The 13,013-nt window shown below is 70.3% G+C and carries 12 protein-coding genes and 1 tRNA gene; 7 read left to right on the top strand and 6 right to left on the bottom strand.

All coding sequences use genetic code 11. The annotated features are described in order from the left end of the window. The first annotated feature begins 64 nt into the window (after positions 1 to 64). From AC1DSZ_RS04475 to AC1DSZ_RS04500, 6 genes are all read left to right on the top strand, one after another. On the top strand, positions 65 to 637 hold the full coding sequence (locus AC1DSZ_RS04475; protein ID WP_476837178.1) for a glutathione peroxidase: 573 nt from the start codon (positions 65 to 67) through the stop codon (positions 635 to 637). A gap of 1,359 nt (positions 638 to 1,996) precedes the next feature. Beyond that, positions 1,997 to 2,638, top strand: a complete 642-nt coding sequence (locus AC1DSZ_RS04480; RefSeq protein WP_476837179.1) for a phosphoribosylanthranilate isomerase — start codon at positions 1,997 to 1,999, stop codon at positions 2,636 to 2,638. A gap of 33 nt (positions 2,639 to 2,671) precedes the next feature. Next, positions 2,672 to 3,889 (top strand): tryptophan synthase subunit beta, encoded by a 1,218-nt coding sequence (trpB, locus tag AC1DSZ_RS04485; RefSeq protein ID WP_476837180.1) that lies wholly within the window; start codon positions 2,672 to 2,674, stop codon positions 3,887 to 3,889. Further along, positions 3,886 to 4,734 carry a tryptophan synthase subunit alpha gene (trpA, locus tag AC1DSZ_RS04490; RefSeq protein ID WP_476837181.1) on the top strand — a complete coding sequence of 283 codons (849 nt, stop codon included), beginning with the start codon at positions 3,886 to 3,888 and terminating at the stop codon, positions 4,732 to 4,734. The genes trpB and trpA overlap by 4 nt, the downstream gene beginning before the upstream one ends. Positions 4,735 to 4,767: 33 nt before the next feature. Then, entirely contained in the window at positions 4,768 to 5,670 is a 903-nt protein-coding gene (gene accD, locus AC1DSZ_RS04495; protein ID WP_476837417.1) for an acetyl-CoA carboxylase, carboxyltransferase subunit beta, read from the top strand. 515 nt (positions 5,671 to 6,185) lie between these two features. Continuing rightward, a complete protein-coding gene (locus AC1DSZ_RS04500; RefSeq protein ID WP_476837418.1) occupies positions 6,186 to 8,402 on the top strand; it encodes a transglycosylase domain-containing protein in 2,217 nt (738 codons plus the stop codon). Between the two features lie 202 nt (positions 8,403 to 8,604). Here AC1DSZ_RS04500 and AC1DSZ_RS04505 read toward each other — a convergent pair whose 3' ends face one another. Both AC1DSZ_RS04505 and AC1DSZ_RS04510 read right to left on the bottom strand, forming a co-directional pair. Next, on the bottom strand, positions 8,605 to 9,492 hold the full coding sequence (locus AC1DSZ_RS04505) for a lysylphosphatidylglycerol synthase domain-containing protein (protein WP_476837182.1): 888 nt from the start codon (positions 9,490 to 9,492) through the stop codon (positions 8,605 to 8,607). 158 nt (positions 9,493 to 9,650) lie between these two features. Then, complete coding sequence (locus AC1DSZ_RS04510; RefSeq protein ID WP_476837183.1) at positions 9,651 to 10,445, bottom strand: endonuclease/exonuclease/phosphatase family protein; 795 nt, start codon at positions 10,443 to 10,445, stop codon at positions 9,651 to 9,653. Positions 10,446 to 10,606: 161 nt separating this feature from the next. On the opposite strand from AC1DSZ_RS04510, the gene AC1DSZ_RS04515 reads away from it, so the two are divergent. Next, a complete protein-coding gene (locus AC1DSZ_RS04515) occupies positions 10,607 to 11,392 on the top strand; it encodes an SDR family oxidoreductase (RefSeq protein ID WP_476837184.1) in 786 nt (261 codons plus the stop codon). A 389-nt stretch (positions 11,393 to 11,781) separates the two neighbouring features. Here AC1DSZ_RS04515 and AC1DSZ_RS04520 read toward each other — a convergent pair whose 3' ends face one another. The 4 genes from AC1DSZ_RS04520 to AC1DSZ_RS04535 form a co-directional block, all read right to left on the bottom strand. Beyond that, positions 11,782 to 11,970: a hypothetical protein gene (locus AC1DSZ_RS04520; protein WP_476837185.1), complete on the bottom strand. Its 189-nt coding sequence runs from the start codon at positions 11,968 to 11,970 to the stop codon at positions 11,782 to 11,784. A 61-nt stretch (positions 11,971 to 12,031) separates the two neighbouring features. Next, a complete protein-coding gene (locus AC1DSZ_RS04525; RefSeq protein ID WP_476837186.1) occupies positions 12,032 to 12,418 on the bottom strand; it encodes a hypothetical protein in 387 nt (128 codons plus the stop codon). After that, on the bottom strand, positions 12,405 to 12,878 hold the full coding sequence (locus AC1DSZ_RS04530) for a hypothetical protein (RefSeq protein ID WP_476837187.1): 474 nt from the start codon (positions 12,876 to 12,878) through the stop codon (positions 12,405 to 12,407). The genes AC1DSZ_RS04525 and AC1DSZ_RS04530 overlap by 14 nt, the downstream gene beginning before the upstream one ends. Before the next feature lie 29 nt (positions 12,879 to 12,907). Then, positions 12,908 to 13,003: transfer RNA gene (locus tag AC1DSZ_RS04535), tRNA-Sec, on the bottom strand. Between the last annotated feature and the right edge of the window lie 10 nt (positions 13,004 to 13,013).

The raw sequence follows: 13,013 nt of genomic DNA on the forward strand, positions 1-13,013 counted from the left end.
TGCGCGCCCGTAATGGTTTATGCTGCGCCTTTCCGTTTGGCGCTTTTTTCGACGGAGCCGCCCCATGCTTCTCGACCGCCGCACTCTCATCGCCGCGCTCGCGTTCGCGCCCGCCGGCCGCGCGCTGGCTCAATCCGCCGCGCCGGCGATGAGCGGCCGCACCGCCTCGAGCTTCACGTTCGACAAGCTGGACGGCGGCGAGCTGCGCCTGTCGGCCTTTGCGCCCCGCCCCATCCTGGTGGTGAACACCGCCTCGTTCTGCGGCTTTTCCTCGCAGCTGGGCGGCCTGCAGGCGCTGTACGCCGAGCTGAAGCCGCGCGGGCTCACGGTGGTGGGCGTTCCGTCGAATGACTTCGGCGGGCAGGAGCCCGGCCCCTCGGCCGAGACGGCCGGGATCGCCCGCCAGCACGGCGTGACGTTTCCGATGGCCGCGAAGGCGAAGGTGCTGGGCGCGGACGCCCACCCGTTCTTTCGCTGGGCGCTCGCCGAAAAGCCGCGCGACCCGCCGCGCTGGAACTTCCATAAATACCTGGTCGGCGTCGACGGCCACGTGGCGGCCGTGTTCCCCACCAGCGTGGAGCCCGGTGACCCGGCCGTGCGCGCCGCAATCGAGCGGGAGTTGGCGAAGACGGCGTGAAGGCGTGGCGGGCATGCGGGGCTTTCTCGGCGTTGTGAATAGGAGGCGCTGAGACTCCCCCCGCCGTCATCCCCTTCTCCCCCCGGGAGAAGGTGTCAGCGAAGCTGACGGATGAGGGTCTAGCCGAACGAGTTCTTGGCTCGGGTTGAGCTTCGCTGGACTCCCTCTAGTCCCTCATCCGGCCCTTCGGGCCACCTTCTCCCGGGGGGAGAAGGGGCGCACGTTAAACGGCGCGCGTCTGCGTTCTCCGCCAAGGCGGAGGTGAGGCAATCGGTGGAGGGGCGCCGCGAGGCGTCGGTCCATCAATGGTTTTACGCGTAGGTTCGGACGGACCGACGCCCCGCGACCGGCGATTTTGAACCTTTCCGACCCGCGCTCCTTCCTCGTGGCCGCTCCTTGTGGGCAGCAACCGCGAGGGTGTTAAGGTGGCCGCGTCCACGGCCCCACCGTAGTGTGGGGCGGGCGGGCTGACTGCCTGACCTGAGGCTTTGACGAGGCTTTCACCCCATTGAGCCCTCGGCCCGGCCGCTCCGGAAAGGCCTCCCGGGAGGGTGGGTCCGGTATACCCACCCGCGCAGGCGCCGCGCCCCGACCCCGCAACGGACCGCTCCGGAAGCGCCCCCTCCCTGGGTCGAGAGTAGGCGCAGGGTGCGGGAAACAGGGCGGAATGTCAAGGATTATTTTCTTATTGTGTCCGCGCCACCATGCCCCTGCTCGACCACCATGCCCCTCATCCTGAGGAGCATCGCCCCTTGGCGATGCGTCTCGAAGGACGAGGGGGTCCAGAAGGCTGCACGGTGGAGCGCACTGGAGTCCCTCGTCCTTCGAGACGCAGGCCCAAGCGGGCCTGCTCCTCAGGATGAGGGGCTTGGAGGGGCTGGCAATGACGGTGGAGAGGTCGCACTGCCGAAACGCCCTCACCCCTGCCCCTCTCCCGCAGACGTGAGAGGGACGCGCACCACGATGGATCGCCTCGCCGTCATTGCGAGCGAAGCGAAGCAATCCAGGTGATTGGGAGCAGCCCCGGCGCCGGGCAGAGCGCCCGGCATCAGCTGGATTGCTTCGCTGGCGCTCGCAATGACGGATGCAGGCGTCCCCGGCGCCCTCACCCCTGCCCCTCTCCCGCAGGCGGGAGAGGGACGCGCACGACGATGGAGCGCCTCGCCGTCATTGCGAGCGCAGCGAAGCAATCCAGGTGGTTAGGGTTAGCCTAGGCGCCGGGCGTCGCGCCCGGCCTCTAGACTGGATTGCTTCCCCTCCGGCTCGCAATGACGGCGAGGCGGTGGGGCCAGGTGCGCATTCCCGCGCCCCCCTTCCCGTCGTGGACAGTTTCGGTCCGGCGTGGCAAGGACACGGCCCATGAGCACGCTGGTGAAAATCTGCGGTTTGCGGACGCCCGAGACGATCGAGGCGGCGATTGCGGCCGGGGCCGACATGGTCGGGCTGGTGTTCTATCCGCGCTCGCCGCGGAACGTCTCGATCGCGGAAGCGAAGGCGCTGCGGGAGCAGGTTGGTGGGCGGGCGCTCGTGGCGGCGCTGACAGTGGACGCCGACGACGCCCTGCTGGACGCCATCCGGGACGAGGTGCGGCCGGACATCGTCCAGTTGCACGGCCACGAGACGCCGGTGCGCACGGCCGCGACCAAGGCGCGCACGGGGCTGCCTGTCATGAAGGCGATCGGCGTGTCGGAGGCGGGCGATCTCGCCCAGGTTCCGGCCTATGCGGCCGTTTCCGACCGCATCCTGTTCGACGCCAAGCCGCCGCGCGGGGCCGTTTTGCCGGGCGGCAACGGCGTGGCGTTCGACTGGCGGCTGCTGGCGGGCCTTGACCTACGGAAGCCCTTCATGTTGTCAGGGGGGCTGGAGCCCGGAAACGTCGCCGAGGCCCTGAGGATCACGGGCGCGCCGGGCGTGGACGTGTCCTCCGGGGTGGAGCGCGCGCCCGGCGACAAGGACCCCGAGCGGATCGCGGCTTTCGTGAAGGCCGCCCGCGGGGCGTGAGATGTCCGGCTGCGGCCGAGCGAGGATAAGAGCGTGAGCGCACCCACCCTGAACTCGTTCCGAACGGGCCCGGACGAGACCGGCCATTTCGGCCTTTTCGGCGGACGTTTCGTCGCCGAGACCCTGATGCCGCTGATCCTCGAGCTGGAGGCCGCATACGAGGCCGCCAAGGTCGACCCGTCCTTCATCAACGACATGGCCGACTACCTCGCCCATTACGTCGGCCGGCCGAGCCCGCTCTACTTCGCCGAGCGGCTCACCGAGCATTGCGGCGGGGCCAAGATCTACCTCAAGCGCGACGAGCTGAACCACACCGGCGCGCACAAGGTGAACAACGTGCTCGGCCAGATCCTGCTGGCGCGCCGCATGGGCAAGACCCGCATCATCGCCGAGACCGGCGCCGGCCAGCATGGCGTCGCCACCGCCACGCTGTGCGCGCGCTTCGGCCTGCAGTGCATCGTCTACATGGGCGCGGTGGACGTGGAGCGGCAAAAGCCCAACGTGTTCCGCATGAAGATGCTGGGCGCCGAAGTGGTGCCGGTCCAGTCCGGGTCCAAGACCCTGAAGGACGCCATGAACGAGGCGCTCCGGGACTGGGTCACGAATGTCGAGAACACCTTCTACTGCATCGGCACCGTCGCGGGGCCGCACCCCTACCCGGCCATGGTGCGCGACTTCCAGTGCGTGATCGGCCGCGAGGCGCGCGAGCAGATGCTGGAGCGCGAAGGCCGGCTGCCGAACTCGCTGATCGCCGCCATCGGCGGGGGATCGAACGCGATCGGGCTGTTCCACCCCTTCCTGGACGATCCCGGCATCGAGATCTATGGCGTCGAGGCGGCCGGCCACGGCCTGTCGTCGGGCCTGCATGCGGCCTCGCTGACGGGCGGGCGCCCGGGCGTGCTCCATGGCAACCGCACCTACCTGCTGATGAACGACGACGGCCAGATCACGGACGCGCACTCGATCTCGGCCGGGCTCGATTATCCGGGCATCGGGCCCGAGCACTCCTGGCTGCACGATGTCGGCCGGGTGAACTACATCTCGGCCACCGACGAGGAGGCGCTGAACGCCTTCCAGATGATGTCGCGCCTCGAGGGCATCATCCCGGCGCTGGAGCCCGCGCACGCCATCGCGAAGGCGGTGGAGATCGCGGCCAAGAAGCCGAAGGACCACCTCATGATCGTCAACCTCTGCGGGCGCGGCGACAAGGACATCTTCACGGTGGCCGAGCATCTCGGGGGCATGGAATGACTGAGGCGACAACCACCCGCATCGACCGCCGCTTCGCGGCCGTGCGGGCGCAGAACCGCGCGGCGCTCGTCACCTTCGTGATGGCGGGCGATCCCGATCCCGAGACGTCGCTCGCCATCGTCAAGGCGCTGCCGGCCGCCGGCGCGGACGTGATCGAGCTCGGCATGCCGTTCACGGACCCGATGGCGGACGGACCCTCCATCCAGGCGGCGGGCCTGCGGGCGCTGGGCGCCGGCATGAGCCTGCGCAAGACGATCGCGCTCGTGAAGGCCTTCCGCGAGACGGATGCCGACACGCCGATCATCCTGATGGGCTACTACAACCCCATCTACATCTACGGCGTCGACCGCTTCCTCTTGGACGCGCGCGCGGCCGGGGTGGACGGGCTGATCGTCGTGGACCTGCCGCCCGAGGAGGACGAGGAGCTCTGCGTGCCGGCGATCACGGCCGGGCTGAACTTCATCCGGCTGGCGACGCCGACCACGGACGAGAAGCGGCTGCCGAAGGTGCTCACCAACACGTCCGGTTTCGTGTACTACGTGGCGGTGACCGGCATCACGGGTTCGGCGATCGGCGACTACGCCAAGATCGGCGACGCGGTTGCGCGCATCAAGGGCCATACCCATCTGCCGGTCGCGGTGGGGTTCGGCGTGAAGAACGCCGACTCGGCCGAGACCATCGCGCGCAGCGCCGACGGCGTGGTGGTGGGCACCGCGCTGGTGGACGCGCTGCGGGGCTCGCTGGACGTTTCCGGCAAGGCCACGGCCGGCACCGTCGAGGCGGTCGCCGCCAAGGTGCGGGAGGTCGCGTCGGGCGTCCGGCGCGTGGCGAAGGCGGCGGCCTGATCCGGAACTGGAGACTGCATGGACACGAGCCCGATGAACTGGATCTCGAACGTGGTGCGGCCGAAGATCCGGTCGATCCTGCGGCGGGACACGCCCGAGAACCTGTGGATCAAGTGCCCGGATTCCGGCCAGCTCGTGTTCCACAAGGACGTCGAGGCCAACCAGTTCGTGATCCCGGGCTCGAACTACCACATGCGGATGTCCGCCGTGGCGCGCCTGAAGGCGATGTTCGACGACGCGCAGTACGAGGACATCGCGCTGCCGGAGGTCCCGGTCGACCCGCTGAAGTTCCGCGACGAGAAGCGCTATGTCGACCGCCTGAAGGACGCCCGGACCAAGACCGGCGCGGTTGACGCCGTGAAGGTGGGCGTCGGGCAGGTCGAGGCGTCGCCGCTGACCATCGCCGTGCAGGATTTCGACTTCATGGGCGGCTCGCTCGGCATGGCGGCCGGCGAGGCCGTGATCAAGGGCATGGAAACCGCCGTGGAGCGGCGCACGCCCTTCGTGCTGTTCGCGGCCTCGGGCGGCGCGCGCATGCAGGAAGGCATGTTCTCGCTGATGCAGATGCCGCGCACCACCGTGGCGGTGCAGCGCCTGCGCCGGGCCAAGCTGCCCTATATCGTGGTGCTCACCAACCCGACCACGGGCGGCGTGACGGCCTCCTACGCGATGCTGGGCGACATCCACATCGCCGAGCCGGGCGCGCTGATCGGCTTCGCGGGCCCGCGCGTGATCGAGCAGACCATCCGCGAAAAGCTGCCCGAGGGCTTCCAGCGCGCCGACTTCCTGCGCGCCCACGGGATGGTGGACGTGGTGGTGCACCGGCACGAGCTGAAGGCCACCATCGCGCGGCTGTGCCGGGTACTGACCCGCGCCGAGCCCAAGGTGGTAGGCGCGCCGGCGAACGACGAGATCATCGCCGAGGCGGCGCAGTAGGAGCGCGGGACCGCGAGCCTCCGGCTCGCTTGGCGGCGATGCGAGCCGGAGGCTCGCGGTCCAGTAAGCCGGAGTCTCGCCGTCCGACGCCATTGCCCCATCGCTAACGACCCCTTAATCCGCCGCATTTAGCGTCGATGTGCTGCAAGGCGGATCGTGAACGGCAGAAGGCCGTCGCGCGCCGCTCGCGCGAGCAGGGGCGCTACGAGGGTATGACGGACCGGCGGGACCGATCGGGGGAGAGACGCGAACCGGTGCTGGGCGGCAAGCCCAACGCGCCCGCGTCGCTGGACCTTCGGCTCAGCCGCGACGACCGGCCCGGCTACACGGACCGGGACGGCGACGACCCGCGCAACCGCGGCGGGCGCCGCGACCCCACTTTCGACCCCGTGATCGCTCCCGCGCTCGACCCGCTCGCCGAAGGCCGGCGCAGGCGGGACGATGGACGCAGCCGCGAGGCCGTGCGCGCGACGCCGCCGGCAGATGACGAGGACGCGGACGCTCCGCGACACAGCATGGCGCGATCCTCCCGCAAGCCTGCCGCCGGCCGCGGCTCCGGCGACAAGCCCGAGCGCGGCGACAAGGGCGAGCGGGGCCGCAAGCCGGCCGCCAAGGCCCGCAAGCGGCGCGGCATTCTCGGGACGCTGGTCTATTACGGCTTCGTGATGGGCGTCTGGGTGCTGATGGCGGTGGGCGGGCTCGTGGCCTACCACGCCTCCAAGCTGCCGCCGATCGACAGCCTGGCGGTGCCCAAGCGCCCGCCCAACATCGCCATCATGGCGGCGGACGGCTCGCTGCTGGCCAATCGCGGCGAAACCGGCGGCCGCACCGTGACGCTGAAGGAGCTGCCGCCCTACCTGCCGAACGCCTTCGTGGCGATCGAGGATCATCGCTTCTACCACCACTGGGGCATCGACCCGGTGGGCATCACCCGCGCGGTGGTCCGCAACGTGACGCGCAGCGGCTCCTCCATGCAGGGCGGCTCGACGCTGACGCAGCAGCTCGCCAAGAACCTGTTCCTGACGCAGGAGCGCACGGCCTCGCGCAAGATCCAGGAGGCCATCCTGGCGCTCTGGCTGGAGCGCAACTACTCCAAGGACCAGATCCTCGAGCTCTATCTCAACCGGGTCTATTTCGGCTCGGGCGCCTATGGCGTCGAGGCCGCGTCGCAGAAATATTTCGGCAAGACGGCCCGCAGCGTGACGCTGGGCGAGGCCGCCATCCTGGCCGGGCTCGTGCAGGCGCCGTCTCGCCTGGCGCCGAACCGCAATCCCGAGGCCGCGCAGGCGCGCGGCGCGATGGTGATCGCCGCCATGGCGCGCGAGGGGCTGGTCAATGACAACATGGCCAAGATCGCGCTGATGAACCCCGGCCAGCCCGTGAAGCCGGGCGGCGCCGGCTCGGTGAACTACGCGGCCGACTACGTCATGGACGTGCTGGACGACTATATCGGCACCATCGACAAGGACATCGTGGTGCGCACCACGATCGACCCCGGCATGCAGAACATCGCCGAGAAGGCGCTGGTGGAGGAGCTGGCGCAAAAGGGCGACAAGTTCGGCGTCAGCCAGGGCGCCTTCGTGGCGCTGCAGCCGGACGGCGCCGTGAAGGCGCTGGTGGGCGGGCGCAACTACTCCGACTCGCAGTTCAACCGGGCCAGCGTGGCCAAGCGCCAGCCGGGCTCGGCGTTCAAGCCGTTCGTGTACCTCACCGCCATCGAGAAGGGCCTGACGCCCAGCACGGTGCGGGACGACAGCCCGGTGAACATCAAGGGCTGGCAGCCTGAGAACTCCACGCGCGAGTATCGCGGCCCGGTGACGCTCAGGCAGGCGCTGGCGCTCTCCATCAACACTGTGGCGGTGAAGCTCGGCGTCGAGGTCGGCCCCAAGGCCGTGGTGGCGACCGCGCACCGCATGGGCATCCAGTCGAAGCTCGAGCCCAACGCGTCCATCGCGCTCGGCACCTCGGAGGTGTCCGCGCTGGAGCTCGTGGGCGCCTATGCGCCCTTCGCGAATGGCGGCATCGCGGTGCAGCCCTACGTGATCACGCAGGTGCGGACCAGCGACGGCGCCACCGTTTACAAGCGCTCGGGCACCGGGCTCGGCAAGGTGCTGGAGCCGCAGACGGTCGGCATGATGAACGCCATGCTGCGCGAAACGCTGCTCACCGGCACGGGCCGCAAGGCCGATCTGCCGGGCTGGGAGGCGGGCGGCAAGACCGGCACCAGCCAGGACCATCGCGACGCGTGGTTCGTCGGCTACACGGGCTCGCTGCTGGCCGGCGTGTGGATGGGCAACGACGACGGTTCCCCCACCAAGAAGACCAGCGGCAGCAACCTGCCCGTGGAGGTCTGGAGCCGGTTCATGAAAACCGCGCTGGCGTCCACCCCGCCCGTGCCGCTGCCGGGCGGCGCCTACAAGCAGATGTGGCCTTCCCCGGCCGACCCGCAGCCGCCCACGCCGCCCGGCGGCGTCCCGATGGCGGATTCCGGCAACCCGGCCGACACGCTCTACGGCCTCGCGCCACCCGCCCCCGTGGCGGCCCGCGGCGCGCCTCTCACGATCAGCCCGCTGGCGCAGGGCGGCCCGCCGCCCCAGCCGCAGCCCCGCCGCGTGGTGTCGGACGACGGCGTTCTCCGCCCTCCAGGCTCCGTCCCCAACGGCGGCGGCGCCCAGCGGCAGGGCTATCCGCCGCCCGAGCGCAGCCTGCTGGACAAGCTTTTCGGCGGCTGAGACGTTCGGGCGGGTTTTTCTCGCCGTCAGCCCAGAGCCTCACCGTCATTGCGAGGGTGGCCCGACTTCTCCGCCGTCATCCCCGGCGACCTGCGCAGCAGGTCGGGAAGGGGATCCAGGGGCAAAGGTGCGCACCTCTGGATCCCCTTCCCGGCGCTGCGCGCCGCCGGGGATGACGGGAGGGTGTGGCCGGCTTGCCTCGTCACGACGCCGGGGAGCGCGCCCGCCTGCGAATCACGAGCTCGCTGGCGCCGAACGACAGCGCGGCGAGGCCGAGCGGGATGAAGAAGTAGATGGCCCGGAAGGCCAGCAGGCCGCCGATGAGGTTGGCGCCGGGCAGCAGCACCGAGACGACGCTCTCGATCACGCCGAGGCCGCCCGGCACGTGGGTGATCATCGTGGCCGTGTTGGCGATCACGTAGACGGAGGCGACCGGCAGGTAGCCGACCTCCGCCTGAGCGGCGAGCGCCTGGTGGAGGCAGCCGGCCACGAGGGCGAAGTTCACGGCCCCGACCACCACCTGCGCGGCTGCGAGGCGCCATTCGGGCATGTCCATGGACCAGCGTCGAAAGCGCACGGATTTCCCGCCGTAGCGGAACGCCAGCCCCACATAGGCGGCCACCGTGACGAGGCAGAGCGCGCCGAGCGTAATCGTGACGCCCTCGTCCAGCCCGGTGACGCGGGCGCCGAGCTCGGGGCGCACCAGCAGCGCGATCCCGCCCAGAGCCGCCAGCCCGACGCCGACCGTGACGCCGCAGAACACCACCAGCTTGGCGACCTCGCCGATGGTGAGGCCCCAGCGGGCGTAATAGCGGTAGCGGATCGCGCCGCTGCTCACCCCCGCGAAGCCGATGCTGTGGCCGAGCCCGAGGCTGGTGAAGGACGCCAGCGCGGCTTTCCAGTAGGGCAGCGGCTTGCCGACATAGCGCAGCGCCAGATAGTCGAAGCCCGTGAGCGCGCAATAGCTCGCGGCCGCGAAGGCGGCGGCGGCCCAGAGCCGGGCGGCCGGCACCGCCCGCACGGAGGCGACGATCTGGTCGAGGCTGTATTGGCGCAGCGTGTGCCAGATCAGAAAAGCCGAGAGCGCCACGGCCGCGATCCCGATCAGGCGCGACCAGAAGCGCCGGCGTCCCTTGCTCGATTCTCCTTCTTCCGCGCTCTCACGCGCCGGCTCGGCTTGCCGCGCTGGGCGCGACGCTTCTGCTTGCCTCACGTGACGCGGCGGGGCGGGACTGTGCTGGACGATGGTCATGCGGGCTCGGCCTCCGGAAGGCTCAACGCCGCATCGGCGCCATTGATCCGCAGCGCGGGCGCGCTCGGGATGGTGAGCCGGAATTCCACCAGCAGCGGCAGGTGGTCGGACGCCCGGCGGGCCAGGGGGGTGCGGATCGGCTCGGCGCGCGTCACCTCGACGCCGGCGGACACGAAGACGTGGTCGATCCGCAGCACCGGCATGCGGCCCGGGAAGGTGGGCTGCGCCCGGTGCACGAGCGGCGCCGCCTGGGCGTCCCTCAGCCTGGCGGCCAGGCGCTTGTAGGCCCGCGAGTGCGGCACGGCGTTGAAATCGCCGAGCAGAATAAACGGCGCGGTGCATTTGGGGCCGCCGAGCCAGTCCGGGCCCAGCAAGGCCTGCACCTGGTTCAGCCGCTCTAAGCCGCGCAGGCCCAGATGCGTGTTGATCACCTGCACCTCGCCGCCCTGCGCCTGCACGGCGGCCCAGAGCGCGCCGCGCGGCTCGGCCCTCGCCCGCAGCGGCAGCGGCCCTGCCTTCACGAGCCGCGATGGCCGGGCGGTCAGGATGGCGTCGCCGTAGAGTTCCTCCATCACCCGCATGGCGGGGTGGAAATGCATCTGCATGCCGAGCTGGTCGGCGATCAGCTGGGCCTGATCGACGCCGCCGGTGCGCTTGCGGCCAACGTCGAGCTCCTGCAGGGCGACGATGTCGGGCTGGCAGGCCGCGATCACGGCCGCGATCCGGGCGGGATCGAGCTTGCCGTCGACGCCGAGGCAGCGGTGCACGTTGTAGGTGAGGATGCGGGTCATCGTCCGGTTCTGGGTTTCCGGGTCGAGAACGCAGCCGCGGCGCTTCCGTTCGGCCCCGCCGGCTGCGGCCGATCCGCCATGCGCCTGCGCGCTATGCGGCGGCGGCGCGCCGGATTAGGCTCCCGGCCTCACAACAAGCCGCGTCGGGAGTTTGAACGGCCATGGATCTCGGATTGAACAACAAGAAGGCGCTGGTGGTCGGCGCCAGCCGCGGCCTCGGCGCCGCCATCGCGCGGGCGCTCGCCGCCGAGGGCGCGACCGTGGTGGCGGCCGCCCGCAGCGTCGACAAGATCGAGGCCTGGATCGCCGAGTTGCCGGCGGACGTACGCAGCCGCGTCTCGGCGCTGAAGCTCGACACCGGCGACATCGCCCAGATCGACGCCGCGGCCGACAAGCTGCTGACCGAAGGCGGCGTCGACGTGCTGGTCAACAACACCGGCGGGCCGCCGCCCGGCGTCGCCAAGGATGTGAAGCGCGACGCCTGGCTGACGCAGTTCCAGTCCATGGCCGCGAACCTGTTCCACCTCACCCAGCGCCTGCTGCCGCGCATGCAGGAGAAGAAGTGGGGCCGCATCATCACGGTGGCGTCGTCCGGCATCGAACAGCCGATCCCCAATCTGGCGCTCTCCAACGGCATCCGCTCGGCCGTGCTCGGCTGGTCCAAGACGCTGGCCAACGAGGTCGCGCAGGACGGCGTCACGGTGAACATGGTGCTGCCCGGCCGCATCCAGACCGAGCGCATCGGCCAGCTCGACCAGGCCAACGCCGAGCGGCTGAACGTCTCGATCGACAAGATCGCCCAATCCGCCATGGCGCAGATCCCGGCCGGCCGCTACGGCACGCCCGAGGAATTCGCCAACGTGGTGGCCTTCCTGGCGGGCGAGCCGGCCTCCTACGTCACGGGCACGAAGATCCGCATCGACGGCGGCGCGACGCGCAGCGTGTGAGGGCTGGGGGCTTATAAAAACCAGGCGGTCTCGTCGTCAGCGAAACTGCCTGCGCCATCCACATTCCCCTCATCCTGAGGAGCATCGCCCCTTGGCGATGCGTCGCGAAGGACGAGGGACTCCAGCAAGCTCAATCATCGGGCCTACTGGACCCCTCGTCCTTCGAGACGCCACGCAAAGCCGCGTGGCTCCTCAGGATGAGGGGCGTCGAGTGGTTTCGGGTAGAGCTGAGGCTGGCCGCCAACTCTCCACCGTCATCCCCGGCGGCGCGCAGCGCCGGGAAGGGGATCCAGGGGACTAGGTCCAGAGCCAGGGCCGTGGCCCCTGGATCCCCTTCCCCTGCGCGGCTGCGCCGCTCCGGCCGGGGATGACGGAATGATTTGCCCGCGCTACGCGCCGCCGATCTCCTCGATGACCTTGCCGGTTCCGCCGCATTCCTCGCAGGCGACGCCCTGCAGCTTACCGGAGCCCTTGCAGACGGGGCAGACGTTCTCGCCTGCGCCGGGCGTGCCCGGGGCGGCCTGGTCGCCGGGGTGGAGCGGCGCCTTCGCGCCGGTTTCGTTGGTCTGATCGCCCATGTGCGTTCTCCTGCTGATCGCCAGCAACGCGGCGGGGGCGGCAGGGTTCGGACGTTTGGGTTCAGCCGATCTCGTCGACCCTCATCCGCCGGCCCCAGGCGTCGAAGAAATGGCCGTCGTTGAGGGCGAGGCGGTCGTCGTCGACCCGGGTCTCCAGCATGCGCAGCCGCAGCCGCGCGGCGGCGTTGTCGAGCGGGCCGCCGCCCTTCGCGACCTCCGGGAAGAAGGCCGCGCCGTCCCAGGCCACGCCCGCGCTGCTGAACAGGCGGGTGATCTCGCCCCAGTCGAGCTCGTCGCCGATCACGTGCACATAGGTGGAGCGCAGCGGCGAGATCCGGCGCTTGCCGATCTTCACCAGCAGCACCAGCGCCGTGAAGGCGTTGCGGGCCGCGAACTCGGCCTTGACCCAGCCGTCGAAGTCGTCGGCGGGCTCCTCAGAAGTCGACAACGGGCCGCTCCGGCACATAGACGTCGAACAGCGCCCAGAACGGGGCGCCGTACTCCGCCAGATACCAGCCTTCGAAGGCCGCCAAGGCGGGCCCGAGTTCGGCGCCGGCGTCGCCCTCCCCGGCCTCGCCGGGCAGCGCGATAGCGGCGATGAGCGCCGCAACAGGCTCAAGCCGCCCCAGGATGGCGGTGCGGATGGGCGTGTCGTCGTCCCAGATCAGTTCGCGCCGAACGGCGGCCAGAGCCGCGTTGGCCGCGCCGTTCGGGGCTTCCACGGCCTGCGCGTATGTCAGCATCTCGCGGACGAGGTTGAAGCGCCGATACGCGAAGGTGCGCTCGCGGGCGAGCTCCTCCAGGCGGCGCGCGTGATCGCGGCGATAGGCCTCCTCGGCGCGGTCCGCCACGGCGGCGGCTTCGCGGAAGTCGGCCAGAACTGCATCTGGGCTGGACGCCGGCGTCATGGCGGCTCCTGGAAAGCGGCGGGAAAGGATGGCGGAAGAGAGTGGGAGTCGAACCCACCAGAGACCGGCTCGCGGCCCCCACCGGATTTGAAGTCCGGCCAGCCCACCAGGGCCGATTCTCTTCCATGAACGAGC

The sequence above is a fragment of the Alsobacter sp. P4_H11 genome (genome assembly GCF_056400925.1).

Bases quoted from the DNA above. Each gene is read 5' to 3' on its own strand.
- AC1DSZ_RS04530 (WP_476837187.1), bottom strand. From the start codon at position 12,878: ATGACGCCGGCGTCCAGCCCAGATGCAGTTCTGGCCGACTTCCGCGAA.
- accD (WP_476837417.1), top strand. From the start codon at position 4,768: ATGAACTGGATCTCGAACGTGGTGCGGCCGAAGATCCGGTCGATCCTG.
- AC1DSZ_RS04510 (WP_476837183.1), bottom strand. From the start codon at position 10,445: ATGACCCGCATCCTCACCTACAACGTGCACCGCTGCCTCGGCGTCGAC.
- AC1DSZ_RS04520 (WP_476837185.1), bottom strand. From the start codon at position 11,970: ATGGGCGATCAGACCAACGAAACCGGCGCGAAGGCGCCGCTCCACCCC.
- AC1DSZ_RS04515 (WP_476837184.1), top strand. From the start codon at position 10,607: ATGGATCTCGGATTGAACAACAAGAAGGCGCTGGTGGTCGGCGCCAGC.
- AC1DSZ_RS04500 (WP_476837418.1), top strand. From the start codon at position 6,186: ATGGCGCGATCCTCCCGCAAGCCTGCCGCCGGCCGCGGCTCCGGCGAC.
- trpA (WP_476837181.1), top strand. From the start codon at position 3,886: ATGACTGAGGCGACAACCACCCGCATCGACCGCCGCTTCGCGGCCGTG.
- AC1DSZ_RS04475 (WP_476837178.1), top strand. From the start codon at position 65: ATGCTTCTCGACCGCCGCACTCTCATCGCCGCGCTCGCGTTCGCGCCC.
- AC1DSZ_RS04480 (WP_476837179.1), top strand. From the start codon at position 1,997: ATGAGCACGCTGGTGAAAATCTGCGGTTTGCGGACGCCCGAGACGATC.